Here is a 25,935-nt window from a genome sequence, read left to right as displayed (position 1 = left end):
CTAACAGCAGGGATCGCCTACCGATGACAAGCTGCGGCGCGATGACGAATTGACCCGATTGCGTCGCGATTCTATCCCCGAAATAACGGACAAGATGCTGTGCTGACTTTCTCGACCGACGCTCTCCGCCCGCAGGACCGCTTTGAGCATTGGTGCGACGTGCGCGGCAAAAACCTGTTTGGGGTTACTATCGAGCTCGAGCGCGACAAGCGGCCCGATTTCCACGGGAGCTTTTCTGCGACGCAGGTCGGTGGCGCCGTGCTGGCAGAAATGTCGGCGTCGTCCTACCGCGTCAGCCGGACGTCATCCGACATCGGACGTGTTCCGAGCAACAGCCTGCATCTCGGCTGGCAGGTGCGCGGCCCCGGCCACATGAATATCGGCCGTGATCGCATCCAGTGGGTCGGCAACGGAGATATGGTGTTCGGCCATTCCAATCTTCCGTTTGCGTCGACGCCAGATCGGACCGACGGCTTTCGCTTCTTCAGCCTCAAGATTCCCGTCACCGACGAGCTCGTGCTCGGTGCGCGGATCGAGGACGTGCCGCTGGTCGCGCTGGCGCGTGATGCGAGCCTGACCCGGCTTGTCGGCGCCATGTTCCGCTCCATGACGCGCGATCCGGCGCACGCCGGGCAGTTCGCCGGCGAGGTCACGCATATGGTGCGGCTGGCGCTGCTTGCGCGCGGACGCCTGCGGCCGCGCCAGGATGAGATCCGTGCCGCGCTGCATGCGGGCTACCTTCATGCCGCGCGCGAAATCCTGCTGCGCGATCTGCATCGCGCCTCGCTCACGCCGGCCGCGGTCGCCACCGAGCTCGGCATTTCGCTCCGGCAGTTGCATGCGCTGTTCGAGCCGACCGGCCTGTCATTCGCGCGAACGCTGACGGCAGCGAGGTTGAAGGAGGCGAGGCGGCTTCTCTCATCGATGCAGGAGCGCGGCATCGACGAGATCGCGTTCTCATGCGGCTTCGACAGCATCGCGACCTTCTATCGCGTGTTCCGCGCGACCTACGGCATGACGCCCGGCGATGCGCGGCGCGTTCCGCCGCAGGATCAGCTAGAGCATGATCCGGAAAAGTGTGAAGCGGTTTTCCGAAAAGATCATGCTCGAACGAGAATCTAAAGCGCGATGACGATTCAACCTAATCTCATCGCGCTTTAGCGAATTCCGCGAACCGGATCGCGACCGCGCGATAGACGTCGCGGCGGAACGGCACCACCAGATCGGCGACGCGATCAAGACGCTCCCAGCGCCATTGATCGAACTCGGCGGGCTGGCCGTTGCGCGGCGTCAATGGATCGATCTGCTCGTCGCGCCCGGTGAAGCGCAGCGCAAACCATTTCTGCCGCTGGCCGCGGAATTTGGCCAGCCGATGCGAGGCCGGCCCGTCATAGGCCGGGAATTCGTAGGTCATCCAGTCGGTCTCGCCGAGATATTCGGCGTTGACCGCTCCAGTTTCTTCCCACAATTCGCGCATCACGGCCTGGCGCGGGTCCTCGCCGTCGTCGATGCCGCCTTGTGGCATCTGCCATTCGAGGCCGGGCAGCACGATCTCCGGACCGTCGTCCTTGATCCGGTGGCCGATCAGCACGCGTCCGTCGCCGTTGAACAGCGCGATGCCCACATTGGGGCGGTAGGGCTTATCTGATGACATTCTCGACCGGTGCGCCGCGCGTTGATCTGGCCGATCATCCGGCCAATTACTTGGCCGCCAGACCGGCGAATTCCTTCACGACGCGCTCATAGACCGGACGCTTGAACGGCACAATCAGCTCCGGAAGATTCTTCATCGGCTCCCAGCGCCAGGTGACGAACTCGGCCTTGTGGCCGCCGCCGGGGTGGGCGACGTTGATCTCGTTCTCGTTGCCGGTGAAGCGCAATGCGAACCACTTCTGCCGCTGGCCGCGATAGCGGCCCTTCCAGGCGCGGCCTGCGACGGTGCGCGGGATATCATAGATCAGCCAGTCCGAGACCTCGCCGAGCTTTTCCACCGACTTGACGCTGGTCTCTTCATAGAGCTCGCGCCGTGCGGCCTGAAACGTATCCTCGCCGGGATCGACGCCGCCCTGCGGCATCTGCCAGACATGCGCGTCGTCGACATGCTCGATGCCGCCGGCGCGGCGTCCGATGAAGACCAGTCCCGCCGTATTGAGCAGCATGATGCCGACGCAGGTTCGATAGGGCAGGTCTTCATAACGTGCCATGCCGCCGCTACCTCGCACAGTTCCTGGCGTCACCCGACCCGGCCCCCCGGCAAGGTCTTAGGTTGCGCCAACAGATTGATCTCTAGCCCGATTTTGATTTCAGCATCGCCGTTGTCAATGGCACAAGCATGATACCCTTGGAGTCCAGTGTCTTGAGCCAGGCGCCGAGCCGCTCGATCGAGACCGGCAGCGCCGAAGCGACGCCCACGGCCGTGCCGCGTTCCTTGGCGATTGTTTCCAGCTTGACCAGCGCGCGGTCGATTTCCGCCGATGTCGGCACCACGTCGATGGCGAAATCGGCCTTGGCGAACGGCAACGATTGGCCGGCCGAGAGGCTCTGCGCGACGCTGCGCGGGATGGAACCGTCGTCGAAGAAGCTCAGGCCGCGCTTGGCGGCCTCGCGCACGATGGGCTGCATCACGGGATCGGTCGCGACGAACCGGGCTCCCATGAAATTGGCGATCCCGGCATATCCCTGCAGGCGGCTGAGGTGCCAATAGAGACGGTCGAGGTTCTGCTCGCTGCTCAAGGTGGTCAGCAGGGTCTGCGGGCCCGGATCGTTGTCGGGATAGTCGAACGGCTCCATCGGGATCTGCAGCAGGATCTCGTGGCGCTGCGTCCGGGCGCGTTCTGCGAGCTTGCCGGGATCGGCGCCGTATGGCGTGAAGGCCAGCGTCACGGCCGGCGGCAGCTTCATGATGGCGTCAGTGGTCTTGGCGGCGCCGACCCCGAGGCCGGCGACCACGATGGCGACCACGGGCATCCGGGCCGCCTTGGCGCGGTCGGCTTCGCCCGCATAGACCGTGAACGGCTTCAGGCCGTCGGCAACCGCCGGGATCATGCCGTAGCGCGACTTTTCCAGCAGGCGCGGGTCGATCCCGGTCATCGCGAGCGGCGGCGCATCGCCATCCGTCGTCTTTTCGGCCGGATCGCCGGCGCCGATCACCACGTCCTGGCGCTTGCCGCTGGAGCCGTCGATGATGGTGACGGTCTTGGAATCGCCGGCTGCAGCCGGCGACTTGGCGGCGGATTTGACCACCGGTTCGGCCGGGGCGTGTTTATCGTCGGCGGCTGCGGGCGCGGGATTACGGAGCGTGATGCGGGCAATCGGTTCGCCGCCGAGCGGATTGTCGTTGAACAGGGCGACGCCGGCGAAGCCGACCAGCACGAGGCCCAGCAGTACGGCGAGCGCCTGCATCGCCGTGAATGGCAAGCGGACACGACGCGTCTTGCCCGCGGTGTTCTGCCCAAGCGGCGTGCTCAGTTCGTCGGCCGCTTCTGCCATGACCCTCCCCGAATCAACAGCGCGAACGATAGCACGATGCGGTGCATTCCCGCGCGCCGGCCTCCCGGTCAAAGCGCGGCTGGCGGTGGACGGCGAAAGCAGAAAGGGCGGCCCGAGGGCCGCCCTGTTCGCCTAAACCATTGGATCGGATCAGTTCGCGGACTTGTTGGCCGGCTTGTCGGCGGCGGCCTTGTCGGCGGTCGCCTTGTCACCGGATGCGGTGGCCGGTGCCGGCGTGGCATTCGAGGTCGACTTGATGCCGTGCAAGAGGTCGTCGGCCATCTTCAGCGCCTTGTCGTCCTTGGCGTCCGGCGGGACGTAGGACTGCGAGCCGGTCTTCTCGTCGCCATCGTTCTTCAGATGGCCGCGAAGCGAAGCCTCGCCCTTGGTGTCGGTGCGCGCCTTCAGCTCTTCCGGCACGTCCTGCAGCACCTCGATGTCGGGCACGATGCCCTTGGCCTGGATCGACTTGCCCGACGGCGTGTAATAGCGCGCGGTGGTCAGGCGCAGCGCGCCGTTGCCCGAGCCGAGCGGGATGATGGTCTGCACGGAGCCCTTGCCGAACGAGCGGGTCCCGACCAGCGTCGCGCGCTTGTGGTCCTGCAGTGCGCCGGCGACGATTTCGGAGGCCGAGGCCGAGCCGCCGTTGATCAGCACGATGACCGGCTTGCCCTTGGTCAGGTCGCCCGGGTGCGCGGCGCGGCGCTGGGTTTCCTCGGCATTGCGTCCGCGGGTCGAGACGATCTCGCCGCGCTCCAGGAAGGAGTCGGACACCGTGACGGCTTCTTCAAGCAGGCCGCCGGGGTTGTTTCGGAGATCGATGATGTAGCCTTTCAGCTTGTCGCCGATCTGGCTCTGCAGGTTGGCGACTTCCTTCTTCAGGCCTTCGGTGGTCTGCTCGTTGAAGGTGGTGATGCGGATATAGGCGATGTCATCGGCCTCGACGCGCGCACGCACCGAGCGGACGCGGATGTTGTCGCGCACCAGCGTGACGTCGATCGGATTGTCCTGGCCCTTGCGGATGATCTTGAGCTTGATCTTGGTGTTGACCGGACCGCGCATCTTCTCGACGGCCTGGTTCAGCGTCAGACCTTGCACGGCTTCGTCGTCGAGATTGGTGATGATGTCGTTGGCCATGATGCCGGCCTTCGAGGCCGGGGTGTCGTCGATCGGCGAGACCACCTTGATCAGGCCGTCTTCCATCGTGACCTCGATGCCGAGGCCGCCGAACTCGCCGCGGGTCTGCACCTGCATGTCGCGGAAGCTCTTGGCGTCCATGTAGCTCGAATGCGGATCGAGGCCGGATAGCATGCCCGAGATCGCGGACTCGACGAGCTTGCTGTCATCCGGCTTCTCGACATAGTCGCTGCGCACCCGTTCGAACACGTCGCCGAACAGATTGAGCTGGCGGTAGGTGTCCGACGTCGCGGCGCGCGCGCTCGATCCCATCAGCACAGCGCGAGGCTGCGTGACGAAAAGCGTCAGGGCCGCGCCGGTGGCGGCGCTAAGGAGAATTACCGAAGTCTTGCGCATCATCCGCGAACCTTTTCGCCTTCATTTGCGGCCCACCATGGACCTGGATCGATTGGAGTGCCGTCTTTCCGGAACTCGACATAGAGCACTGGCTGGCTCGCGTTGGTTGCGAGAATCGATGCAACCTGGGATGTCGACCCCATGGTCGCAACCGGCTCCCCGGTTAGCACAAACTGGCCGATGTTTACCGAAATACGCTCCATCCCGGCGATCAGGACATGATACCCGCCCCCGGCATTGAGGATCAAGAGTTGTCCGTAGCTGCGGAAAGGACCAGCGTAAACAACCCAGCCGTCACACGGGGTTGTGACCTGCGCGCCCGGTTTGGCGGCCAAGGAAATGCCCTTTTGTACGCCCCCTGCGCCGTCGGAACCGCCAAATTCGCGAATCTTGGTGCCATTCACGGGATAGGAGAACAGGCCTTTGGCCGAGGCGAAGGCGACCGCCGGGCTCATGCGGGCCGGGTCCTTGAGCGCCCCCAGATTGGGCTTGCCGTTAACGGTCGCCGGGGCCCCCTGGAGGCTGGCCGTGGCGGCGGCCTTGGCCGCGCTCTTGAGATCCTGCTCCATCTTGGCGATCAGGCCCTGCAGATCGGCCGCCTGCTTCGACAGCGCGATGGCGCGGGCGCCTTCGGCCTCCATGTCCTTTTCGGCCGCGCTTTGCTGGCGCTGCCGTTCGTCGACCAGCGCCGCCAGGCGGGTCTGGTCTTCCCTCAGTTTGTCGCGGTCGCCCGCCAGCGCATCGCGCTCGGTCGAGATGGTCTTGCGCAGCGCCACCAGTTCGCCGAGATCGGCCGCAAGCTTCTCGGCGCGGACGCGCAATTCCGGCACCACCGCGCCGAGCAGCATCGCGGTGCGCAGCGATTGCAGCGCGTCCTCGGGCCGCACCAGCAGCGCCGGCGGCGTGCGCCGTCCGGCGCGCTGCAGCGCGGCCAGCACCTCGATCACTTCGGAGCGGCGTGAATCGAGCGAGCCGCGGATGTCGCGCTCGCGGCCGTCGAGCGGCTGCAGGCGTGCCTCGGCGTCGGCGATCCGCGTCTCGACGCCGCGCACTTGGCCGGCAATGTCGATCAGCTGCTGATTGAGCTTGCTGCGGTCCTGGCCGATCGCGGCGATGTCGGCCTTCAGCTTCTCCTGCAGTTCGGTGGCCTTGCGCTGCTGTTCGCGCGCGGCCTCGAGCTCCTGCTCGCGCTGCTTGATGGCGTCGGGTGATGTCTCTGCCGTCGCGGCCTGCTGTGCCGGCGGGGCGGACTGTTGCGCGGGTGGAGTCGCTTGCGCATGCGCCGCCGCCAGCGGATACACAGCGAGCATGGCGATCGACAGAGGCAGGGATGCGGGCAACCAGCGGCGGCGCGCGGTGCCGAGAAGCGAATCCGAAGCTGTGTCCCGCTTGTGCTGCATTCGCGTGCGTTCAGCGCTTTCGACTGTCCGTCACCGCGCCTCAGGCGCGATGGTAGGGGTGGCCGGCCAAAATGGTCGCGGCCCGATAAATCTGTTCCAGAAGCATGACGCGGACCATTTGGTGCGGCCAGGTCGCGGAGCCGAATGCAATACGCAACGATGCCTTGCGCTGCAATTCAGGCGAAAGTCCGTCCGCGCCGCCGATCACGAAGACAGTATGTGCTGCCCCCTCGTCTCGCCAGCGGCCGAGCTGCTGCGCAAAGCTCGCGCTGTCGATGCTCTTGCCGCGTTCATCGAGCGCGACCAGCATGTGCTTTTCCGGCAGCAGCGCCGCGATCGCCGCGGCCTCCTCGGCGATGCGCGCGGCCGTGTCACGCGCGCGGCTCTCCGCAATCTCATGGATCTCGAGGCCGCGAAAGCCGAGCTTGCGGCCGATATCCTCGAAGCGCTCGCGGTAACGCTCGGCGAGCTCCCGTTCAGGGCCCTGTTTCAGACGGCCGATGCAGATCACGACAAAACGCATCAACGCAGACTAGCTGCGCTGCAGCCGATTCGCATCGGCTTCGATACGCTTTAGACCGCCGCGACCGCCGGGTTCTGAGTCCACAACCGCTCGAGATTGTAGAACTCACGCACCTCAGGCCTGAACACGTGCACGATCACCTCGCCGGAATCGATCAGCACCCAGTCGCAATTGGGCATGCCCTCGACGTGGATGTTCTTGACCCCGTTTTCCTTGAGGCTCTTCGTCACATTTTCCGCGATCGCGCCAACGTGCCGGTTAACCCGGCCGGTGGTGACGATCATGTAGTCGGAATATGCGGATTTGCCGCGAAGGTCGATGGTGACCGTCTCTTCCGCTTTCATGTCGTCGAGGCGGGAGAGGATCAGGCTCAGCGTCTTGTTGGCATCCGGTTTGTCGGCGTCCGGTTGCGCCTGCAAGGCCGCGGTTTTCGTCGATGTTTTACGCGCAGTCTTTGGAACCTTGGGTAAAACAGACTTTGACAATACAGATGTGGCCAGGGACCATTCCTTTCACTGTATCGCGGGTGCCGAATCCGGCCCCACGCACCATATTACGCATGTGGGGTTAATGGTTTCAATATTCCAGTAACCCTTTTGCGCCTCACGCCGTTCTCCAGCTCCCGTCCGGGTTCCGCAGTCCGGTCGAAGACAGATTGGATTTCATTCCTGTCAGGAACACCCAGGCCGGCGCCTGTTGGTCGGCCAGCCGTGTCGCCTGATTTTCAGGCAAGCGATAGCGCATGAGCGCCTGCGCCGCCGGTGCGGCAAGGGCGCGGAAACTCTGGGGCGGACGGTCGATCACGGCAATCGGCACATCGGACGCGATGCGCCGCCAATCTTTCCAGCGATGAAATTGCGCGAGATTGTCAGCGCCCATGATCCAGACGAAGTGCACGCCGGAGACACGGCGGCGCAAGTGGATGATCGTGTCGACAGTGTAGCGAACACCGATGACAGCTTCGAGACAGCTGATGTCGATGCGCGGATCGTCGGCCACGCGGCGCGCGGCCGCAGCGCGCTCGTTGAGCGCATGCAGGCCGTCATGGTTCTTCAGCGGATTGCCCGGCGTCAGCAGCCACCACACGCGGTCGAGCTGCAAACGCTTGAGCGCGAACTGGCTGATGGCGCGATGCGCGGCGTGCGGCGGATTGAACGAGCCGCCGAGCAGCCCGATGCGCATGCCGTTGGTATAGAACGGAAGCGCCTGCGCTGGAGATAACGGCACGGTGGAAGCTTGTTGCAATGGTCTACCGTGCGCGTGCGACAATGATCACGGCCGTGTCTGCCCGGTGCCGTGGACGCGGTACTTGAAGCTCGTCAGCTGCTCGGCGCCGACCGGCCCGCGGGCGTGGAATTTGCCGGTGGCAATTCCGATCTCGGCGCCGAAGCCGAACTCGCCGCCGTCGGCGAACTGGGTCGAGGCGTTGTGCAGCACGATCGCCGAGTCGACCTCGTTGAGAAATCTCTGCGCGGCAGCGGCATCCTCCGTCACGATCGCATCGGTGTGATGCGAGCCGTGATTCTGAATGTGCGCGATCGCTTCATCGAGACTGCCGACGATCTTCGCCGAGATGATCGCGTCCTCATATTCGGTGTTCCAGTCCTCGTCGGACGCGGGCTTCACCCTGGCATCGGCGCCTTGCACGATGTCGTCGCCGCGCACCTCGCAACCGGCATCGATCAACAACGCGACCAGCGGTTTCAGCTTCGTCGCGGCGGCGTTGCGATCGATCAGCAGGGTCTCGACGGCGCCGCAGACGCCGGGGCGGCGCATCTTGGCGTTCAGCACGACCTCCTTGGCCATATCGAGTCTGGCGCTGGCATCGACATAGATGTGGTTGACGCCCTCGAGGTGCGCGAACACCGGAACGCGTGCCTCAGCCTCGACGCGCGCGACCAGGCTCTTGCCGCCGCGCGGCACGATCACGTCGATGCCACCGTTCAATCCCGTCAGCATCAGGCCGACGGCCGTGCGGTCACGGGTCGGCACCAGGGTGATCGCGGCCTCAGGCAGACCGGCCTCACGCAGGCCCTGCACCAGGCAATCATGGATCGCGCGGCACGAGCGGAAGCTGTCGGAGCCACCGCGCAGGATCACGGCGTTGCCGGACTTCAGGCACAGCACGCCGGCATCGGCGGCGACGTTGGGGCGGCTCTCGAAGATCACGCCGATCACGCCGAGCGGCACGCGGACGCGCTCGATGGTCATGCCGTTCGGCCGCTGCCAGCTTTCGGTGACGGCGCCGACCGGATCGACAATTTCGCGCACGGTAGCTACGCCATCGGCCATGCCGGCGACGCGCGCCGGCGTCAGCGTCAGGCGGTCGACGAAGGCAGCGGTCATGCCACCCGCGCGCGCCTCGGCGACATCCTCGGCATTGGCGGCGAGAATGGCCGGCGCGTTGGCGCGGATCGCGCGTTCGATTGCGGCAAGCGCCCGGTTCTTCTGCTCCGGCGGCGCCAGCGCCAGCACGCGCGCGGCGGCGCGGGCCTTGGCGGCGAGGTCGGTCATCAGGGCGGCGAGATCGGCGTTGCCGTCGATCGCCTTCAGGGGGGCGCTCATGGAAGTCCCGGCTTTGGATTAAGGCCATGTTCTAGCATGGCAATTGAGGGGTGGCGAGGCGCGGAACCGGCATGGCAGGTGGGCGGCAGGCCCAGCCTGTCGGCCAATGGCCTATCCAATGCTCTACTTGGCCGGGATCGCCCCGGCCGGACCGATCACGAGGTCGTCGCGGTGGATCATCTCGGACCGGCCGCTGATGCCCAGAATGGCCATCACGTCCGGCGAGGAGCGGCCCTTGATCTTCTCGGCGTTCTCGGCGTCGTAGGCGACCAGGCCGCGGCCGATCTCATGGGTGTCGGGGCCGCGCACCACCACGGCGTCGCCGCGGGCGAACTGGCCGTCGACCCGGATCACGCCGGCCGGCAGCAGGCTCTTGCCGGCGCGCAGCGCCGCCACCGCCCCGGCATCGATGGTCAGCGTGCCCTTCGGCTCGAGCGAGCCCGCGATCCAGCGCTTGCGCGCGGTGACGGGATTGGCCGGGGTCAGGAACCAGGTGCAGCGGCCGCCGTCGGCGATCGCCTGCAAGGGATGCTCGATCTTGCCGGAGGCGATCAGCATGTGGGTGCCGGCGGTGGTCGCGATCTTCGCGGCCTCGATCTTGGTGGTCATGCCGCCGCGCGACAACTCGGAGCCGGCCGAGCCGGCCATCCCCTCGATCTCCGAGGTGATGCTTTCGACCACCGGGATCAGCTTGGCATCGGGATCGACCGCGGGCGGCGCGGTGTAGAGGCCGTCGATATCGGACAGCAGGATCAACAGATCCGCGCTCGCCATCGTGGCGACGCGGGCGGCGAGGCGATCATTGTCGCCGTAGCGGATCTCGGTGGTCGCGACCGTGTCGTTCTCGTTGATCACGGGCACCGCGCGCCATTCCAGCAGCTTGGCGATGGTCGAGCGCGCATTGAGATAGCGACGGCGCTCTTCGGTGTCCTGCAAGGTCACGAGGATCTGCCCGGCGCCGATGCCGTGATGGCCGAGCACCTCCGACCAGGTCCGCGCCAGTGCGATCTGGCCGACCGCGGCGGCAGCCTGGCTCTCTTCAAGCTTCAGCGGGCCGCGCGGCAGCTTCAGGCGGCTGCGGCCGAGCGCGATCGAGCCCGACGACACCACCATGACCTCGCAGCCTCGCTTGTGGAGTTTTGCGATGTCGTCGACCAGCGCGGCGAGCCAGGATGCGCGGACCTCGCCGGCCTGCGAGTCGACCAATAGCGACGAGCCGACCTTGACGACGATGCGGCGAAAGTTCTTGAGCGCGGGGCGTTTCATGGGTTCGGTCTGGCAGGAAGGTGGCGGCAGCATGTGCCACGAGGTGGCTGGGAAGTGCTTGTGAGGCGCAGGCGTTGTTCGGACTTGCCGTTCAACCCTGCGGCAGCGGCGTCGCCCACGGTTCCGACTGAGCCTTGGCCTTGTTCGACACCGGCGCCTCGCCGATCACCTCGACCAGCGCGCGCAGCGCGTCCTGCACGCCTTCGCCGGTCACGCCTGAGACCAGCAGCGGCGTCTTCTTCGCCGCTCGCTTGAGGCGATCCTTCTGCTTCTTCAACTCGTCCGGCTCCACCGCGTCGATCTTGTTCAGCGCGACGATCTCGATCTTGTCGGCGAGATGGCCTTCGTAGGCTTCAAGCTCGGTGCGCACCGTCTTGTAGGCCTTGCCGGCATGTTCGCAGGTCGCATCGACCAGATGCAGCAGCACGCGGCAGCGCTCGACATGGCCGAGGAAGCGATCGCCGAGGCCCGCGCCCTCATGCGCGCCTTCGATCAGGCCGGGGATGTCGGCGAGCACGAATTCGCGGCCGCCATAGTTCACCACGCCGAGCTGCGGATGCAGCGTGGTGAAAGGATAGTCGGCGATCTTCGGCCGCGCCGCGCTGACCACGGACAGGAAGGTCGATTTGCCGGCGTTGGGCAGGCCGACGAGGCCGGCATCGGCGATCAGCTTCAGCCGCAGCCAGATCCATCGTTCTTCACCCGGCGCGCCGGGATTGGCGTTGCGCGGCGTGCGGTTGGTGGAAGACTTGAAATGCGCATTGCCGAAGCCGCCATTGCCGCCTTCAGCCAACACGAATTTCTCGCCGAGTTCGGTGAAATCGTGCAGCAGCGTCTCGCGGTCCTCGTCGAACACCTGGGTGCCGACGGGCACTTTCAGCACGATCGGCTTGCCGTTGGCGCCATGGCGGTCCTTGCCCATGCCATTGGTGCCTTTTTGCGCCTTGAAGTGCTGCTGGTAGCGGTAGTCGATCAGCGTGTTCAGCCCGTCGACGGACTCGATGATGACGTCGCCGCCGCGGCCGCCATTGCCGCCGGAGGGACCGCCGAACTCGATGAACTTCTCGCGCCGGAACGCGACGCAGCCGTTGCCGCCGTCGCCGGAGCGAATATAGACCTTGGCTTCATCGAGGAATTTCATGATCCGTTACTATAGCGTTTTCGAGCGAAGTGGTCGCCGGTTCGCGTGAAGAAAACGCGTCAAAATGAGAATCGAGAGCGCACCGGTTCTGTCATCAGGACCGGTGTGCTCTAGTTAGGGCAGGGGGGCCGCCGCGGCAACCCGCAAGCGCGCCGACTTCGGCGAAAAGCCTTAATTTTCGGGCCTTTTTGCGGCCCTTGGCGGCTAAACAGGGCGTCGGCGCACCAGGAATTTCTGCATCCCCTCCAGCACCAGCTCGCGGCGCTGGTTGTGCACGGTCGAGCGCAGCGTCACGACGCCGGTGGTCTTACCCGGGGCGAGCTCGATCACCTCCAGCGCGGGGTAGATGGTATCGCCGGCATAGACCGGTTTCAGGAACTTGCTCGACTGTTCCAGGAAGCCGACCAGCGACTCCTCCACGACATAGGGAAACAGCCCGGCGCCGGGTGCGGTGTGCACCAGGGTCTGGAAGCCGTGGGCGAGCAGGTCCGGCATGCCGCGGGCGCGGCAATATTCGACGTCGTAATGGATCGGATGGGTGTCGCCGCTGGCGGTCTGGAACGCCGCGAACACGGCCGAGGTCTGGGTTCGGCTCGGAATCACGAAGCGCTCGCCGAGCACGAAATCCTCGAACCACCGCTGCGCGGGGACCATGCGATGCTGGGTGGGGTCGAATTCGCTCATGCGGCGTTTCCTGCTCTTTTTGTTGCCGGGATGACTTACCGGTATCGCAGCAGTGCAGGTGCGGCAATCCGTTCAATTCGTCATGCCCGGGCTTGTCCCGGGCATCCACGTCTTTAAAACCGGACGACTCGGAGCGAAGACGTGGATGGCCGGGACAAGCCCGGCCATGACAAAAAAAACGCAAGTCCATTCATGAGCCTGTTCGCAAAACTGTCCTCCTACGACGATCGATCGGCGCGGCTTGCCGGCATTGGCCTGATGCTGCTGTCGATCTTCATGTTCTCGTTCGGCGATGCGATGGGCAAATTCCTCGTCGCCACCTATTCGGTCGGGCAATTGCTGTGGCTGCGCGCCTGCGCGGCGCTGCTGGTGCTGCTGCCGATCGTGTGGAAGCGGCGTGCGGATTTCCTGCATCTGGAGCGCCCGTGGCTGCAATTGCTGCGCGTCACGCTGTCGACGCTGGAGGTCGCGGCGTTCTTCCTGGCAACCGTCTATCTGCCGCTCGCCGACGTCATCACCTACTATTTGGCCGGACCGATCTTCGTCACCGCGATGTCGGGCCTCGTGCTCGGCGAGCATATCGGCTGGCGGCGCTGGACCGCGATCCTGGTCGGCTTTTGCGGGGTGCTGATCGCGCTGCGGCCGTCGGCGCAGACCATCAGCTGGCCGGCGATGATCGCGCTCGGCGGCAGTCTGTCGTTTGCGGTGCTGATGCTGATCACGCGCTCGCTGCGCGCGACGCCCGACATCGTACTCGCGACCACGCAATTCGGCGGCACGTTCATCCTGGGTCTCGTGCTCTCGCCGATCGGCTGGGTGACGCCGGCCCCTAGCAGCCTCGTGCTGTTCTTCACCGCCGGCATCATCTCGGTCGCGGCGCTGCTGTGCGTGAATCGGTCGCTGAAACTCGCGCCGGCAAGCGTGGTGGTGCCGTACCAATATTCGATGATCGTGTGGGCGGTGATCTTCGGCTTCGTGGTATTCGGCGACGTGCCGTCCTGGGCCACGATCATCGGCGCCGCCATCATCATCGCGGCCGGCCTCTACATCTTCGTGCGCGAGCAACAGCTCGGACGTGAGCAGTCCTCAGTGAATCCGCCGGCGTAACGGTGCAGGGTGCGCAAAGGCGCACCCGCATAACAGCTGTCGTCCCTGCGAAAGCAGGGACCCATAACCACCGTTGCTTGTCGTCACCTACGCTGGAGCCGCAGCTCGGCCGAACAATGACCATTTGTGGTTATGGGTCCCCGCGTTCGCGGGGACGACGACCGTTGTTGTGGATCGAGCCTCAGCTCTCCCGCCGGGTCGAGTTGTTCCAGCTCTTCAGCGAGGCCCAGACGCCGCGCGACAGCCGGAAGGCATCCACCGGGCTCGATGAGCCCAGCGCCTCGAAGCGGTGCAGCTCGACGCCGCTCCACTGGAAGCCGCACTTCTCGAGGATGTTGCGCGACGACGGGTTGACGACGCGGGCGCCCGCGATCAACTGGTCGAGATCGAATTCCTCGAAGAAGTAGTCGATGACGGCGCGCGCGGCCTCGGTGCCAAAGCCCTGGCCCCAATGGTCGACGCCGAGCCAGTAGCCGAGTTCGGCCGCGGTCTCCTCGCGCCAGTCGATGCCGTCAGGCTTGCGCCAGTCAATGCCGACCATGCCGATCGGCGTGTGATTGTTCTCGATCAGGAAGACCGTTTCGCGTCCGCCCGCGCCGAGCGCGCGCACGAAGTCGATGGCGTCGTCCTGGGTATAGGGATGCGGCAGGCGGCGGGTGTTCTCCGCGATGCGGCGGTCATTGGCGAGGCGTGCGATGGCTTTTACGTCCGCGAGCGTCGGCTTGCGCAAGGTCAGCCGTTCGGTCTCGAGGACGCAAGCTCTTGCCTCGCGCAAGGTCGGCGTCGGGATGTCCTGCAACATGTCGAGCTCCTGTGATGCGACAATCGGTACGCAACGCTTGGAACGTCGCGCGCGGTCGAACCGGATCGCGCGCAACGAAAAGGGGAGGCCGGTCATCCCGCCTCCCCTTAGAGCCCTTTGCGACTCCGCCGGTTCAACAGGACCCGGCGGACTCATGTGTGTCCACCGTCTACTCGGCCGCCTGTGCCATCGGAATAACCGATATGAACGTGCGGCCATTGGCTTTGGCACGGAACTCGACATGACCCTCGACCTTGGCGAAGAGAGTATGATCGGTGCCCATGCCGACATTAAGGCCAGGATGCCAGGTGGTGCCGCGCTGACGCGCGATGATGTTTCCGGGGATCACGCGCTCGCCACCGAACGCCTTGATGCCAAGGCGCTTGCCCTTGGAATCACGTCCGTTGCGCGATGAACCGCCTGCTTTTTTATGAGCCATAGCTCGTCTCCGACTTCGCTTTGATCTCTAGATCAATTCCTTGACGGAATCATTTCACGTTTTGTCACGCTTCAAATCTGAAAGCGCGACGATCACTTCTCGCTCTTGGCCGCAGCCTTCTTGGCCGGAGCCTTCTTCGCGGCCGGCGCCTTCGCGGGCGCCTTCTTCTTGGCCGCCTTCGGTGCTGCGTCCTCGCCATCATCGGCGGGCGCTGCGACCTTTTCCTTCTTCGGCCGCGGGCCGACGGTCGGCTTGGCGTTATCGGCGAGGATCTCGGTGATGCGAAGCACCGTGAGCTCGTCGCGATAGCCGCGCTTGCGGCGTGAATTCTTGCGGCGACGCTTCTTGAACGCGATCACCTTGGCGCCGCGCTTGTGCTGCAGCACTTCGGCCGCAACGGTGGCGCCTGCCACGGTGGGCGTTCCCAGCACCGGCGTGTCACCGCCGAGCACCAGAACTTCGCCTAGCTGCACGATCGTGCCGACATCGCCGGCGATCTTGCCAATCTCGAGTACATCATTCGGAACGACACGGTACTGCCGGCCGCCGGTTTTGATGACTGCGAACATCGTTTGATTCCTTCGTGTTCGGTTCCGGCCTCGGACGGTTAGCCCGGGTCGGCTTTTTGTTCAGTCGCTATGGGTTATGTGTTTCGCGCGAAGGGAATGAATTCCCAAACTGGATCGCACAAAAACAATCGGCGCGAGAAAACTCCGCGCCGGATGGGCGGACTTATAGCTGCTGACGGCGCGGAGTCAAGGTAAAGCAGGGCAAAAACCGGCCAAAAATGAAGGGTTTGGCGCGATTTTGGCCTGGATTGACCCTCAGGCCGCGGTCTTTGCCGCGGCCCGCGCGTGCCGGCGGATGGTCTGGGGCGGCTGGCCCAGCACTCGCAGGAACGCCCGCCGCATTCGTTCCCGATCGGCAAAGCCGGTCTCACCGGCAATTTCGTCCATCGAATGGCGGCCATCGCCGATCAATTCTCTGGCCGCCTCGACCCGGAGCTGTTCGATCGCCTTGGCCGGCGACTGGCCGGTCTCGGCGCGGAAGGCGCGGCTGAACTGGCGCGGACTGAGCCGTGCCACCTCGGCCAATTCCTCGACCGAGAGCTCGTTGCGCAGATGCGCCTTGGCGTAGTGGAGAGCGTTCTGGACGCGGTCGGATTTCGGGTCGAGCTCGAGCAGCGCCGAGAACTGCGACTGTCCGCCGGTGCGGCGATGATAGACGACGAGCTTGCGGGCCACCGAACGGGCGACCTCGACGCCCAAATCATGCTCGATCATCGCCAGCGCCAGATCGATCGTCGCGGTCATGCCGGCCGAGGTCCAGATCGGCCCGTCGACGATGTAGATGCGGTCCTGCTCGACCTTGAGCCCGGGAAACCGGGCCTGCAATTCCGGGGCGAATTGCCAGTGCGTGGAGACGCGCCGGCCGTCGAGCAGGCCGGCTTCAGCCAGTGAGAAGGCGCCGATGCAGGGCGCGGCGATACGCTGCGATGTCGTCATGGCGCGTCGCATATAGTCGATCAACTTCGGGGATGCCGGATGAAGCTCGTGGCCGGCGCCGATGAACAGCGTGTCGAAGCTGCGCTCGCCAAAGGCTTCGGTTTCGACATTGAAGCCGGCGGAGGATCGCACCGGGCCACCATTCTCGGACAGCAGCGTGACCTCATAGAAGGGCGCGCCTGCGATCAAATTGGCGACCTCGAAGGCGGTGATGGCGGTAAAGCCCATCACTTGGAACTCCGGGAAGATGACGAAGCCGATCTCCTGCATGGAACCCTCCGACCGAGTCTGTGTCCTAAAAAGGTGTATATATGACATTTGAGACACGCAAGGGGGCCTGTAGAACCTGAGCAGCGGCCAAGTCAGGCCGTCCAAGGTCAAACAGGAGACCAACATGACCAAGTCAGCCAAAGGAACGGCGCTCGTTACCGGTGCGTCGTCCGGAATCGGTGCCATCTACGCGGACCGGCTCGCACGGCGTGGCTACGATCTGATCCTCGTCGCACGCAACCGCGAGCGCCTCAATGGGCTTGCCAAGCGTCTTTCGCAGGAGACAGGCCGATCGATCGAGATCGTTGCCGCCGACCTCGCCAAGCGCGGCGATGTCGCACGGATCGAATCCATTCTGCGCAGCAACGAAGGCATCAGCGTGCTCGTGAACAATGCCGGCGTCGGCGCCACAGCGCCGCTGCTCGCATCCGATGTCGACAAGATGAGCGACATGATCGCGCTCAATGTCGACGCGCTGATGCGCCTGACCTATGCGGCGGTGCCGGGATTCGTCGCGCGCGGCGGCGGCACCATCATCAATATCGCCTCGGTCGTCGGCGTTCAGCCGGAACTGCTCAACGGCGTCTACGGCGGCAGCAAGGCCTTCGTGTTGGCGCTGACCCACTCGCTACAGCACGAGCTGAAGGACAAGAACATTCGCGTCCAGGCCGTGCTGCCGGGGGCCACGGCGACCGAGTTCTGGGACATCGCCGGCACGCCGGTCGCGCATCTGCCCGGCGAGATCGTGATGAAGGCCGAGGACATGGTGAACGCTGCGCTGGCCGGCTTCGACCAGGGCGAAGTCTTCACCGTGCCGTCGCTGCCGGATGCCGCGGATTGGCAGGCCTATGAGGCGGCCCGCCAGAAGCTGATGCCGAACCTGTCGCGCAGCATGCCCGCGGCGCGTTATGGGGTGAATGCGGCCTGAGACCTTTGCGATATGGCGTCCCGCACCGGCCTCGCGCTGCCGTGCGGGACGCAACCAATTGAGTTCCCGGCCGTTAGTGCAGGGAATCTCTAGCGGGCAGGGCGAATGGCCGAAGACACCGGACTGACCACGGGAATCGCGCACCACGGTGCCGTGCGGCTGCCCTCCGTCGACATCGACAGCTTCAACATCGAGCTGAAGGACGACGAGGGTTTTCTCGGCGATCGCGCCTCCAAGGGCGCTTTCCGCAAGATCCTCGACCGCTGGCGCAAGCCGCTGCGCAAATCGGACGAGGATCCGTTCGGCGAGGAGCCCTCGGACCAGATCAGCAAGAAGAAGCTCGACGAGTTGCTGGTCGGCGACGACACGGAGGCCTCTGCGATCGTGCACAGCGCAATCGAGGAGTTTGCGCAGGAGCTCGCTTATGTGACGCGGCGCTTCCTCGGCACCAAGGCCTGGGCCAAGACCGAGCGCATCGTGGTCGGCGGCGGCTTCCGCGACTCCAGGCTCGGCGAGCTCGCCATCGCGCGCACCGACATCATCCTGAAGTCGGAGGATTTCAAGGTCGACATGGTACCGATCCGCTTTCATCCCGATGATGCCGGCCTGATCGGCACGCTGCATCTGGCGCCGTCGTGGATTTTCGAGGCCCATGACGGCGTGCTCGCCGTCGATATCGGCGGCACCAATATCCGCTGCGGCGTCGTCGAGACGCGCTGGAAGAAGGCGCCCGATCTCTCCAAGGCAACGGTCTGGAAATCGGAGCTGTGGCGCCATGCCAATGACGAGCCGACGCGCGAAGGCGCGGTGAAGCGGCTGGTGAAGATGCTGAAGGATCTGATCGCCGCCGCCGAGAAGGAGAACCTCAAGCTCGCGCCGTTCATCGGCATCTCTTGTCCCGGCGTCATCAACGAGGACGGCTCGATCGAGAAGGGCGCACAGAATTTGCCGGGCAATTGGGAGAGCAGCAAATTCAACCTGCCGGCGAGCCTGGTCGAGGCGATCCCGCAGATCGGCGATCATGACACCGCGATCGTGATGCATAATGACGGTGTGGCGCAGGGACTGGCCGAGGTGCCGTTCATGCAGGATGTCGCGCGCTGGGGCGTGCTGACGATCGGAACCGGGCTCGGCAATGCTCGCTACACCAACCGCAAGAAAGACAACGGCAAGGACGACAAGAAAGCCGAGAAAAAGGACAAGGACGACGAGGACGAAAAGAGCGAGAAAAGGGCCAAGAAGGCGAAGAAGGCCGACGCCTGAGCCGCTTGGGCTAGCCGATCGCGCGGTAAGGTTGATCGGTTAGGTTAAGATCGGGATCGCGTTGCCGTTTGGGCGCCGGCCGCTACCGTGGACCGTGTCGCTCCCGCCGACCGGCGAAGCCGCACTTCCCGGCCAGCATACTGAAAAGCGGCACGGGACCGCCAGTTTTTGTCGCGTCCTGGCGGTCCCACCACTTTCTACTTCCAATTGATCCGCCCGAAGAAGCCGGCGATCTCGGCGGCGGCTTGGTCGGGGTCCTCGCGATGCGGGAAATGCCCGACATCGGGAAACATCTTCAGGTCCAGATTCGAGAAGGTCTCACCCAGCTGGTCGGTCCAGGCATAGGGAAACAGCGGGTCGTGCTCGGCCCAGCGGATGCAGGTCGGCACCGTGATCGGCGGCAGCGCAGGCGCCTCGCCCTGCATCATCTTCACGCGCCCCGCATGCGACGCGCGATAATGCGCAAAGCCGCCGGCGAGGTTGCCGGGCTTGTAGAAGTTGTCGGCGAAGTCCTCGATCACGTCGTCGAACGCGGCCTTGCGGTGCGTCCAGTCGTGCAGGAAATGGCCGATGTAGGTGCGGCAGGTCTCTCTGTTAGCGCCGACCAGGGCGGGCGCCATCTCCATCTGGTGGAACGACTGGTACCAGATGTGATTCAGCCGGTCGGGCGCGGCCATCCGCGGACCGATGCCGGGATAGACGAAATCGAAGAAGAACAGCCCGGCGATGCGCTCTGGCGCCTTGCGGGCGAGCGGCTGCATCACCGCGCCGCCGACGTCGTGGCCGACCACGCCGGCCTTGTCGATCCCGAGCGCGTCCAGCAGCGCCAGCATGTCGTCGGTATGCTGATCGGGGCCAAACGAGCCTTGCGGCTTGTCGCTGTCGCCGAAGCCGCGCAGATCGGGCGCGATCAGGGTGTAGCGGTCGGCGAGGCGCGCCATGACAGGCTTCCAGGTCAGCCAGAATTCCGGCCAGCCGTGCAACAGCAGCAGCGGCGGGCCGCTCCCGGTCCGCGCGACGTGGAACGCCGCGCCGTTGGCTCGAATCGTCGCATGCTCCATGGGCCGCTCCTGCTGTTTTTGCTTCGCCCGCGCGCCGACCGGACCAGAACCGTCCCGCTAGCGCTTTGTTTCCGCGCGCTTTCTCGCGTCACCCCGGCGCTTCGATGGGGCGAGGCCCCCGGTGACGGAAATATTATTGCAGTGCCTTGTCTGGCCCGCCATCCTCGCCTAGAACACGCCCGACCGCGGGTGGTGCAAATCACCTGGGCCGCTGGAGAGGTGGCAGAGTGGTTGATTGTACCGCACTCGAAATGCGGCATAGGTGCAAGCCTATCGGGGGTTCGAATCCCCCCCTCTCCGCCATCTTCTTCGGGGCTCTGCGCCAGAATTGCTGCTTGTATTGTGTTGAAGGCTTTGGCCACCCGCGCTCCGCTCAGGGCCTCTTGAACGAGGCGTGACGCGAACTTGCCGCCCAAGTCCGTCGGGGTGAAATCCGGAAAGTTGATCGCGTTAGTTGGATCGACGACCGTTTTTCGCTCCAGTTCGTCATGGCGGCAAGTCCGGCAATTGCCGAAAAGGGAATCGCCAAGATGGCGCCCTGGGCCTTGAGCGCGTCTTGCAGCGAGTTCGCCGTCACAGTTGGCCCGATCGCCCTGGCTTGCTGCGCGATCGCCTCGGGCGGCCTATGCAATTGTCCGAACGACGCCGCCGTCGACACGCAAGGAAGAACCTGTCGTCGCCGAAGCCTGCTCTGAGCAGATATAGACGACCAGGTTTGCGACTTCTTCGGTTGTCGCGAAGCGCTTGATGAGCGTTGTCGGGCGCGTCGTTTTGAGGAACTGCTGCTCGGCTTCCTCTTGCGTAATGCCTTGTGCCTCCGCAGCCGCCTTCATCCAACCGCCCATGATCTCCGAATTGGTCGGACCAGGCAGGACCGAATTGACGGTGACGCCTGTTCCGCCGACCACCTCGGCCAAGCCCCTCGAAACGGCGAGCTGAGCGGTCTTGGTCATAGCGTAGTCGATCAAGTCTACGGGGATTGCGAGCGCGGACTCGCTACTGATGAAGACGACGCGACCCCAGCCGCGCTTCATCATGTCCGGCACATAGTGGCGGGAGGCCCGGACGCCGCTCATGACGTTCAGCTGGAAGAGATCGATCCACTCGCTGTCGCCAATTTCGAAGAAGGGCTTCGCGCGCCCCGTGCCCACATTGTTGACGAGAATGTCCGCATCCGGCGCCCGCGCGAACAACTCCGCGGCACCTTCCGGGGTCGCAAGATCGGCGGTGACGCCGGTGAACTCACCCTTTGGGAAAAGCTTGCGCAACTCGCGAAGCGTTGCGGCGACCCTGTCCTCGCGGCGGCCGTTGATCACGACCGCAGCGCCTGCACGCGCCAACCCTTCTGCAATGGCTCGGCCGATACCTGCCGTGGACCCAGTAACGACCGCCCTGCGGCCAGTCAGTTCGATATTCATGACACCCTTCCTTCTACTGCGGAGAGATCTGGATGTGGGTGATGTCAGAACCAACGATAATGGCCTAAGTTGCCATAACATTAATTCCCCGGAGGAATGGGATGGATCGGTTCAACGAATTGAACGCCTTCATAGCCGTGGTTGAAGCAGGCGGTTTTTCCGCCGCCGCGCGCACAACCGGGGACTCACAGTCCGCCGTCAGCAAAGCCATCGGTGCGTTGGAAAAACGCCTGGGCGTGATGCTGTTTAACAGAAGCACACGCCGCGTGACCCTGACGGATCAGGGGCGGAGATACTATGATCGGACAAAGCCGCTTATTGACGAGATGCAGGACGCTGATAGCGAACTGACCAGAAGCACGCTGGGTGTTTCGGGTTTAATCAGGATCGCCGCATCTGGTACTTTCGGCCGTCTTCATGTTTTGCCGCTCATCCCCAACCTGTTGTCGCTCAATCCCGGCCTTCAGGTGGATCTCGTTCTCTCCGACATCGTGCGAGATATGGTGGAAGATCGGATCGACCTGGCAATACGACTTGGGCCCGTCACTGAGCCCGACGCGGTTGTGAGGCGCGTTGCAATCACTCCCCTCGTATGCGTCGGATCTCGCCGTTATTTCGAGCGCCACGGGATACCAAAGACACCTGCGGAGCTCGTTGAGCACAATTGCCTTTTGTATGGTGGCCTGACAGAGGCGGCGAATTGGCCGTTCGTGGGGCGAGAAGGTCGATTCAGCGTCCCGGTTCGAGGGAACCTCTGGTCCAACAGTGTCGAAACGATCCGGGCCGCGGTTCTCCGCGATGTTGGAATTGGCCTGTTCGCCAAGGTTTCCCTTGCCGATGAACTCAGCCATCCCGATGTCATTACGATCCTCGGGGAATTTATGGACGATGTCAGAGATATAAGTCTCGTTTGGCCGAAACGCCGTTTCGTCCCGGCCCGAGTCCGGCAAGTGACCGATTTCTTCGCGGACGCCATTCCGCGGCGAACTTAAGACAACGCCCCGTTACACGCAGGAGGAACACCTCGCGCTGGCGCACAGGGATGCGGCTGGGATCGCGATATGCGACTGATCCAAGGCGATAAGCGCGAAGAAGCCGCGGGTCGCGGCCGAGACCGTCCGGGGGCGCTGACTCAACCCGAGATAACTGTTACCCGGCCTCCGGACAGTGATGCAACCTGCCGTTCGCGGCCATCCATCGAGGGGGCGCCCTCGATGCCGAACGTTGTGGCAAGTCCTCTGACACCGGCAGGCGTCACGACGAGCGCGCGGCTATCCCGGACATGCTCAACCCAATCGTGCTCGAGAGCGTGATGAAGGATGGCAGCGCCGAGCGCCCCGGCCAGATGCGGCCGGCGCTCGCTCCAGTCGAGACAGGGGCGACAGAACACTCGGCGCTTGGAGGCGAGGCGAAGATCAACGCCGAATTCATCGAAGAATGACCGACCGGCATCGGTCAGTTGTCCGCCATCCTCGTCGAGCAGAATAAACGACTGTTGGACAAGCCGGTCGGCGATCGCGACGGCGATGCGGCCGGCCATGTGGTCATAGCACGTGCGCGCGTGTCGAAGCGTCTCTCCGCCGCGCCAGAGATTGCGCTGCCGAGCGGGCCCTTCCTGGGCCACGACCATGAGACCTTCCAGCACGCGCGCGACGTGCGGAGAGGCCAAGCGAAAATATCGTCGTCGGCCCCGCTTTGCGAGCGCAAGCAGTCCGGCGTCGCTGAGTTTCGCAAGATGGCCACTCGCTGTCTGCGGCGCCACGCCAGACACATAGGCGAGCTCGGAGGCAGTCAACGTTCGACCATCCATCAGTGCGCTGAGCATGTTGGCGCGCGCCGGATCGCCGATGAGTGCCGCGACTTGGGCGATCTTGGGTCCCGTGTCCATGTCTTGTTTTACGCCGACGAGCACGCAGTGCCAAGCACGAATACTTCGGCCAAGACCGTAGTGTTTCTGCAAGACCGATTCAATCGCGGGACATAGGTTGTCTGGACGCCACTAAGTCCCAGCGAAAGGCATCGCCGCGACGGGACGAAAGATCGTCTCGCGGCTCCAAGTATTCGATTGGCATCGAATGATAGCCGAAAAAGCGGGCTGGTCTGAGCCATCAAAATCTCACGGACAACCGAGTGTGATCAATGCAAGCAACTTCGCTCAACACAAGGCAGCCGGAACAAGCCGGACAAGCCGGCTCTGACAGCGCGTCATCCCGTTCGCCGCTCGCCGCAGCGTTGGCGCTTGCCGCCACGAGCCTCGGCCTCGGCGTCGTGCAGCTGGACATCACCATCGTTAATACAGCGCTGAGCAGCATCAGCACCTCGCTCGGCGGCAGCGTGGCCGAGCTGCAATGGGTGGTGACCGCCTATACCATCGCATTCGCTGCCTTCATTTTGACCGCTGGTGCGCTCGGTGATCGCGTTGGCGCCAAACGGATATTCATAGGGGGCTTTGCAATCTTCACGTTGGCTTCGCTCGCCTGCGCATTGGCTCCGTCGGCGATGTTCCTGATCGTTGCCCGCTCCGTGCAGGGCTTGGCGGCGGCAATCCTGGTGCCGAACTCGCTGACGCTGCTCAATCATGCCTATACCGATCCGAAGGCGCGCGGCCGCGCGGTCGGCTTCTGGGCCGCAGGTGCGAGCGTCGCACTGACTGCGGGGCCGCTAGTTGGCGGCGCGCTGATCGCGCTGGTCGGCTGGCGCGCGATCTTTCTGGTCAACTTGCCGATTGGCGCCGCCGGCCTCTGGCTCGCCTGGCGTTACGCCGAGGAGACGCCGCGGCTCGCGCAGCGAGAGATTGATCTGCCGGGACAGATCGCGGCGATTGCAACCCTCGGCACGCTGGCCGGTGCGCTGATCGAGGGCGGCGTGCTCGGCTGGAGCCATCCGCTCGTCATCACGGGCTTCGCCGGGGCGGCCGTCATCGGACTCCTGTTCGTATGGCGCGAGGCGCGCGCGCTGCAACCCATGCTGCCGCTGTCGCTGTTCCGCCATCGCATGTTCGCGCTGACCGCTCTGGTCGGGCTTCTCTTCAACATCGCCTTCTACGGCCTGATCTTCGTGCTCAGTCTCTACTTCCAGAACGTCAATGGCTGGTCGCCGTTCGCGACGGGCCTCGCCTTCGTACCCATGATGGCCATGGTGCTCCCCGCCAACCTGATCGCCGCGTCGGTCAGCGAGCGCCTTGGCGCGCCGCGAACCATCGCGCTGGCTTGTATGATCACCGCCGCGGGCTGCGTTGCGCTGCTGCCTATGGCCTCAGGCACCAGCTACTGGGCGATCGGCGCTCAGCTCATCATCCTCGGCGGCGGGCTCGGCCTGCTCGTGCCGTCTTTGACTTCGACGCTGCTCGGCAGTGTCGAGAAGTCGCGATCCGGCATCGCCGCGGGTGTATTGAACGCGACGCGGCAGACCGGCAGCGTGGTTGGCGTTGCCCTGTTCGGTTCGCTGGTCGGAGGGAACAACGCGTTCGTGGCAGGCGCGCATGCCTCGCTCGTGATATCGGCCGCTGTGTTGCTCGCAGGTGCGGTCGCGATCTTGCAGGGCCGGGCAAAGGTGGGACGATGAAGGGGAGGTGCAGGTCGAGTCCGTGTGGTGCCCGGAGACCGAACACCAGGGCGTCGATGAGAAATCATCGTGGTTGGGGTCTTGTGAAGCAGGTCAGCGACACCTTGAGCACTTGGCGCGACCGTGTTCGGCAGCGTCGCGACTTGGCGGAATGGACAGACCGCGACTTGCATGATGTCGGGCTTTCCTGGAGCGACATCGCTCTGGAAGTCACGAAGCCCTTCTGGCGGGCTTGAATAGCAGCCGCTGCCTCTGGCGAGGGCGTGCCAGCCAACTTCTTTCGAGATGGACGGGAGCGCGCGGAGAAGTCGCGATCCGGCATCGCCGCAGACATGGCGAAATTCATGAATACGCACCTGGTCTAGTAGTTCGGACCGTGGGTTCCCGACCAAGCCACCCGAACCTTCGTCCGGGGATGTCTGCTCCAATTGATGGCCGCTCAGGCTGGAGCGGTGGCTGCCGGCTACTTTGCATGGGGTTGTTTTCGATATTTTGGTGGAGGCCGCGGCCGGCCGCGGGCCGGTAACCTTAATTTTCCGTTTCGATTGTCGATAAAGTTTTATCGATTATCCTCGTGACAGTTGAGCGGCGTGACGAGCCGCACGATGAGAGGCCGCAGCCGAGTGGCTTGACGACCTCTCTGGAATCGAAGGGTGGGCAGAGCGTAGTGCCAGCCACCTTTCGGGCTGTCCGGCGTCGGCCGGCGGGGCAAATCAATTTGTGAAGTGCATTTGATTGCCAGGCTGCAGTGCGTGTCGCGCCGCAGGATGCTTCTCAATTGGGATTTCCAAGATGACGTTCGCGCATTTTTTGATCGCGGTCGGCGGCGGCTTTTTGTTGCTGGCAGGCTTCGCCGCATTTGCCCTTTGGAGAAACGCACTCCATTCGACGGCGCGGATTTAGCAACCGGCGAGATTCAGCTCCGACGGCCTCGCTCGTGGGGACGAGCGAGGTTGGCGGAATGGCCGCACCGCCGC

At 64.3% G+C, this 25,935-nt stretch carries 26 protein-coding genes and 1 tRNA gene; 8 read left to right on the top strand and 19 right to left on the bottom strand.

What is annotated here, in order from left to right; all coding sequences use genetic code 11:
- Positions 1-99 precede the first annotated feature (99 nt).
- Complete coding sequence (locus ACOIX3_RS41200) at positions 100-1,122, top strand: helix-turn-helix domain-containing protein (protein ID WP_420967683.1); 1,023 nt, start codon at positions 100-102, stop codon at positions 1,120-1,122.
- Positions 1,123-1,147: 25 nt separating this feature from the next.
- On the opposite strand, the gene ACOIX3_RS41195 is transcribed toward ACOIX3_RS41200, so the two are convergent.
- The 12 genes from ACOIX3_RS41195 to ACOIX3_RS41140 all read right to left on the bottom strand — a co-directional run bounded on the left by ACOIX3_RS41195 (position 1,148) and on the right by ACOIX3_RS41140 (position 12,601).
- Complete coding sequence (locus ACOIX3_RS41195; RefSeq protein WP_420967682.1) at positions 1,148-1,654, bottom strand: RNA pyrophosphohydrolase; 507 nt, start codon at positions 1,652-1,654, stop codon at positions 1,148-1,150.
- A 46-nt stretch (positions 1,655-1,700) separates the two neighbouring features.
- Positions 1,701-2,204: an RNA pyrophosphohydrolase gene (locus ACOIX3_RS41190; protein ID WP_223977761.1), complete on the bottom strand. Its 504-nt coding sequence runs from the start codon at positions 2,202-2,204 to the stop codon at positions 1,701-1,703.
- 82 nt (positions 2,205-2,286) lie between these two features.
- Positions 2,287-3,489 (bottom strand): divergent polysaccharide deacetylase family protein, encoded by a 1,203-nt coding sequence (locus tag ACOIX3_RS41185; protein ID WP_420967681.1) that lies wholly within the window; start codon positions 3,487-3,489, stop codon positions 2,287-2,289.
- Positions 3,490-3,639: 150 nt separating this feature from the next.
- A complete protein-coding gene (locus tag ACOIX3_RS41180) occupies positions 3,640-5,025 on the bottom strand; it encodes a S41 family peptidase (protein WP_420967680.1) in 1,386 nt (461 codons plus the stop codon).
- The gene (locus tag ACOIX3_RS41175) at positions 5,022-6,422 is read right to left on the bottom strand and encodes a murein hydrolase activator EnvC family protein (protein ID WP_420967679.1); all 1,401 of its coding nucleotides are present in this window, start codon (positions 6,420-6,422) and stop codon (positions 5,022-5,024) included. Before ACOIX3_RS41175 ends, ACOIX3_RS41180 begins: the two co-directional genes overlap by 4 nt.
- Before the next feature lie 40 nt (positions 6,423-6,462).
- Positions 6,463-6,945, bottom strand: a complete 483-nt coding sequence (rlmH, locus tag ACOIX3_RS41170) for a 23S rRNA (pseudouridine(1915)-N(3))-methyltransferase RlmH (RefSeq protein WP_420967678.1) — start codon at positions 6,943-6,945, stop codon at positions 6,463-6,465.
- 50 nt (positions 6,946-6,995) lie between these two features.
- The gene (gene rsfS / locus ACOIX3_RS41165; protein WP_092121653.1) at positions 6,996-7,364 is read right to left on the bottom strand and encodes a ribosome silencing factor; all 369 of its coding nucleotides are present in this window, start codon (positions 7,362-7,364) and stop codon (positions 6,996-6,998) included.
- 184 nt (positions 7,365-7,548) lie between these two features.
- A complete protein-coding gene (locus ACOIX3_RS41160) occupies positions 7,549-8,127 on the bottom strand; it encodes a nicotinate-nucleotide adenylyltransferase (RefSeq protein WP_229165810.1) in 579 nt (192 codons plus the stop codon).
- Positions 8,128-8,217: 90 nt separating this feature from the next.
- Positions 8,218-9,510, bottom strand: a complete 1,293-nt coding sequence (locus tag ACOIX3_RS41155; protein ID WP_420967677.1) for a glutamate-5-semialdehyde dehydrogenase — start codon at positions 9,508-9,510, stop codon at positions 8,218-8,220.
- 123 nt (positions 9,511-9,633) lie between these two features.
- Positions 9,634-10,776, bottom strand: coding sequence for a glutamate 5-kinase (gene proB / locus ACOIX3_RS41150; protein WP_420967676.1), 1,143 nt, complete (start codon positions 10,774-10,776; stop codon positions 9,634-9,636).
- 91 nt (positions 10,777-10,867) lie between these two features.
- Positions 10,868-11,917: a GTPase ObgE gene (gene obgE, locus ACOIX3_RS41145; RefSeq protein ID WP_420967675.1), complete on the bottom strand. Its 1,050-nt coding sequence runs from the start codon at positions 11,915-11,917 to the stop codon at positions 10,868-10,870.
- A gap of 204 nt (positions 11,918-12,121) precedes the next feature.
- Entirely contained in the window at positions 12,122-12,601 is a 480-nt protein-coding gene (locus tag ACOIX3_RS41140; protein WP_420967674.1) for a MaoC family dehydratase, read from the bottom strand.
- 192 nt (positions 12,602-12,793) lie between these two features.
- Between ACOIX3_RS41140 and ACOIX3_RS41135 the strand changes: the two genes are divergently transcribed.
- A complete protein-coding gene (locus tag ACOIX3_RS41135; RefSeq protein ID WP_420967673.1) occupies positions 12,794-13,708 on the top strand; it encodes a DMT family transporter in 915 nt (304 codons plus the stop codon).
- A gap of 181 nt (positions 13,709-13,889) precedes the next feature.
- Here ACOIX3_RS41135 and ACOIX3_RS41130 read toward each other — a convergent pair whose 3' ends face one another.
- The 4 genes from ACOIX3_RS41130 to ACOIX3_RS41115 all read right to left on the bottom strand — a co-directional run bounded on the left by ACOIX3_RS41130 (position 13,890) and on the right by ACOIX3_RS41115 (position 16,724).
- Positions 13,890-14,510 (bottom strand): GNAT family N-acetyltransferase, encoded by a 621-nt coding sequence (locus ACOIX3_RS41130; RefSeq protein WP_420967672.1) that lies wholly within the window; start codon positions 14,508-14,510, stop codon positions 13,890-13,892.
- 169 nt (positions 14,511-14,679) lie between these two features.
- Positions 14,680-14,949 carry a 50S ribosomal protein L27 gene (gene rpmA, locus ACOIX3_RS41125; RefSeq protein WP_342725644.1) on the bottom strand — a complete coding sequence of 90 codons (270 nt, stop codon included), beginning with the start codon at positions 14,947-14,949 and terminating at the stop codon, positions 14,680-14,682.
- A gap of 92 nt (positions 14,950-15,041) precedes the next feature.
- Positions 15,042-15,518: a 50S ribosomal protein L21 gene (gene rplU, locus ACOIX3_RS41120; RefSeq protein WP_342725645.1), complete on the bottom strand. Its 477-nt coding sequence runs from the start codon at positions 15,516-15,518 to the stop codon at positions 15,042-15,044.
- A 255-nt stretch (positions 15,519-15,773) separates the two neighbouring features.
- Positions 15,774-16,724, bottom strand: a complete 951-nt coding sequence (locus ACOIX3_RS41115; RefSeq protein WP_420967671.1) for a GlxA family transcriptional regulator — start codon at positions 16,722-16,724, stop codon at positions 15,774-15,776.
- 124 nt (positions 16,725-16,848) lie between these two features.
- Between ACOIX3_RS41115 and ACOIX3_RS41110 the strand changes: the two genes are divergently transcribed.
- Both ACOIX3_RS41110 and ACOIX3_RS41105 read left to right on the top strand, forming a co-directional pair.
- On the top strand, positions 16,849-17,652 hold the full coding sequence (locus ACOIX3_RS41110) for an SDR family NAD(P)-dependent oxidoreductase (protein WP_420967670.1): 804 nt from the start codon (positions 16,849-16,851) through the stop codon (positions 17,650-17,652).
- A gap of 105 nt (positions 17,653-17,757) precedes the next feature.
- Positions 17,758-18,915, top strand: a complete 1,158-nt coding sequence (locus ACOIX3_RS41105) for an ROK family protein (protein ID WP_420967669.1) — start codon at positions 17,758-17,760, stop codon at positions 18,913-18,915.
- Positions 18,916-19,112: 197 nt separating this feature from the next.
- Here the strand turns inward: ACOIX3_RS41105 and ACOIX3_RS41100 are convergent, their stop codons facing one another.
- On the bottom strand, positions 19,113-19,976 hold the full coding sequence (locus ACOIX3_RS41100) for an alpha/beta fold hydrolase (RefSeq protein WP_420967668.1): 864 nt from the start codon (positions 19,974-19,976) through the stop codon (positions 19,113-19,115).
- Positions 19,977-20,189: 213 nt separating this feature from the next.
- On the opposite strand from ACOIX3_RS41100, the gene ACOIX3_RS41095 reads away from it, so the two are divergent.
- A tRNA-Ser gene (locus ACOIX3_RS41095) sits at positions 20,190-20,279 on the top strand.
- A 320-nt stretch (positions 20,280-20,599) separates the two neighbouring features.
- Here the strand turns inward: ACOIX3_RS41095 and ACOIX3_RS41090 are convergent.
- On the bottom strand, positions 20,600-21,394 hold the full coding sequence (locus tag ACOIX3_RS41090; protein ID WP_420967667.1) for an SDR family NAD(P)-dependent oxidoreductase: 795 nt from the start codon (positions 21,392-21,394) through the stop codon (positions 20,600-20,602).
- A gap of 101 nt (positions 21,395-21,495) precedes the next feature.
- On the opposite strand from ACOIX3_RS41090, the gene ACOIX3_RS41085 reads away from it, so the two are divergent.
- On the top strand, positions 21,496-22,386 hold the full coding sequence (locus ACOIX3_RS41085) for a LysR family transcriptional regulator (RefSeq protein WP_420967666.1): 891 nt from the start codon (positions 21,496-21,498) through the stop codon (positions 22,384-22,386).
- A 140-nt stretch (positions 22,387-22,526) separates the two neighbouring features.
- On the opposite strand, the gene ACOIX3_RS41080 is transcribed toward ACOIX3_RS41085, so the two are convergent.
- A complete protein-coding gene (locus tag ACOIX3_RS41080; protein WP_420967665.1) occupies positions 22,527-23,354 on the bottom strand; it encodes an ArsR/SmtB family transcription factor in 828 nt (275 codons plus the stop codon).
- Between the two features lie 179 nt (positions 23,355-23,533).
- Here ACOIX3_RS41080 and ACOIX3_RS41075 point away from each other — a divergent pair, with 179 nt between their 5' ends.
- Positions 23,534-24,958 (top strand): MFS transporter, encoded by a 1,425-nt coding sequence (locus tag ACOIX3_RS41075; protein WP_420967664.1) that lies wholly within the window; start codon positions 23,534-23,536, stop codon positions 24,956-24,958.
- Entirely contained in the window at positions 24,955-25,194 is a 240-nt protein-coding gene (locus tag ACOIX3_RS41070) for a DUF1127 domain-containing protein (RefSeq protein WP_420967663.1), read from the top strand. Before ACOIX3_RS41075 ends, ACOIX3_RS41070 begins: the two co-directional genes overlap by 4 nt.
- Positions 25,195-25,935 lie beyond the last annotated feature (741 nt).

It is taken from the genome of Bradyrhizobium sp. B120 (genome assembly GCF_049075665.1).
Classification (GTDB): domain Bacteria; phylum Pseudomonadota; class Alphaproteobacteria; order Rhizobiales; family Xanthobacteraceae; genus Bradyrhizobium.
Note: the sequence above shows the minus strand (reverse complement) of the source record. Positions and strands in the feature narration are given on the sequence as shown.

What these genes read in the sequence shown, in the direction of transcription:
- ACOIX3_RS41195 (WP_420967682.1), bottom strand. Translation starts at nt 1,654, where the DNA reads ATGTCATCAGATAAGCCCTACCGCCCCAATGTGGGCATCGCGCTGTTC.
- ACOIX3_RS41190 (WP_223977761.1), bottom strand. Translation starts at nt 2,204, where the DNA reads ATGGCACGTTATGAAGACCTGCCCTATCGAACCTGCGTCGGCATCATG.
- ACOIX3_RS41185 (WP_420967681.1), bottom strand. Translation starts at nt 3,489, where the DNA reads ATGGCAGAAGCGGCCGACGAACTGAGCACGCCGCTTGGGCAGAACACC.
- ACOIX3_RS41180 (WP_420967680.1), bottom strand. Translation starts at nt 5,025, where the DNA reads ATGATGCGCAAGACTTCGGTAATTCTCCTTAGCGCCGCCACCGGCGCG.
- ACOIX3_RS41175 (WP_420967679.1), bottom strand. Translation starts at nt 6,422, where the DNA reads ATGCAGCACAAGCGGGACACAGCTTCGGATTCGCTTCTCGGCACCGCG.
- rlmH (WP_420967678.1), bottom strand. Translation starts at nt 6,945, where the DNA reads ATGCGTTTTGTCGTGATCTGCATCGGCCGTCTGAAACAGGGCCCTGAA.
- ACOIX3_RS41160 (WP_229165810.1), bottom strand. Translation starts at nt 8,127, where the DNA reads ATGCGCATCGGGCTGCTCGGCGGCTCGTTCAATCCGCCGCACGCCGCG.
- ACOIX3_RS41155 (WP_420967677.1), bottom strand. Translation starts at nt 9,510, where the DNA reads ATGAGCGCCCCCCTGAAGGCGATCGACGGCAACGCCGATCTCGCCGCC.
- proB (WP_420967676.1), bottom strand. Translation starts at nt 10,776, where the DNA reads ATGAAACGCCCCGCGCTCAAGAACTTTCGCCGCATCGTCGTCAAGGTC.
- obgE (WP_420967675.1), bottom strand. Translation starts at nt 11,917, where the DNA reads ATGAAATTCCTCGATGAAGCCAAGGTCTATATTCGCTCCGGCGACGGC.
- ACOIX3_RS41140 (WP_420967674.1), bottom strand. Translation starts at nt 12,601, where the DNA reads ATGAGCGAATTCGACCCCACCCAGCATCGCATGGTCCCCGCGCAGCGG.
- ACOIX3_RS41135 (WP_420967673.1), top strand. Translation starts at nt 12,794, where the DNA reads ATGAGCCTGTTCGCAAAACTGTCCTCCTACGACGATCGATCGGCGCGG.
- ACOIX3_RS41130 (WP_420967672.1), bottom strand. Translation starts at nt 14,510, where the DNA reads ATGTTGCAGGACATCCCGACGCCGACCTTGCGCGAGGCAAGAGCTTGC.
- rpmA (WP_342725644.1), bottom strand. Translation starts at nt 14,949, where the DNA reads ATGGCTCATAAAAAAGCAGGCGGTTCATCGCGCAACGGACGTGATTCC.
- rplU (WP_342725645.1), bottom strand. Translation starts at nt 15,518, where the DNA reads ATGTTCGCAGTCATCAAAACCGGCGGCCGGCAGTACCGTGTCGTTCCG.
- ACOIX3_RS41115 (WP_420967671.1), bottom strand. Translation starts at nt 16,724, where the DNA reads ATGCAGGAGATCGGCTTCGTCATCTTCCCGGAGTTCCAAGTGATGGGC.
- ACOIX3_RS41110 (WP_420967670.1), top strand. Translation starts at nt 16,849, where the DNA reads ATGACCAAGTCAGCCAAAGGAACGGCGCTCGTTACCGGTGCGTCGTCC.
- ACOIX3_RS41105 (WP_420967669.1), top strand. Translation starts at nt 17,758, where the DNA reads ATGGCCGAAGACACCGGACTGACCACGGGAATCGCGCACCACGGTGCC.
- ACOIX3_RS41100 (WP_420967668.1), bottom strand. Translation starts at nt 19,976, where the DNA reads ATGGAGCATGCGACGATTCGAGCCAACGGCGCGGCGTTCCACGTCGCG.
- ACOIX3_RS41090 (WP_420967667.1), bottom strand. Translation starts at nt 21,394, where the DNA reads ATGAATATCGAACTGACTGGCCGCAGGGCGGTCGTTACTGGGTCCACG.
- ACOIX3_RS41085 (WP_420967666.1), top strand. Translation starts at nt 21,496, where the DNA reads ATGGATCGGTTCAACGAATTGAACGCCTTCATAGCCGTGGTTGAAGCA.
- ACOIX3_RS41075 (WP_420967664.1), top strand. Translation starts at nt 23,534, where the DNA reads ATGCAAGCAACTTCGCTCAACACAAGGCAGCCGGAACAAGCCGGACAA.
- ACOIX3_RS41070 (WP_420967663.1), top strand. Translation starts at nt 24,955, where the DNA reads ATGAAGGGGAGGTGCAGGTCGAGTCCGTGTGGTGCCCGGAGACCGAAC.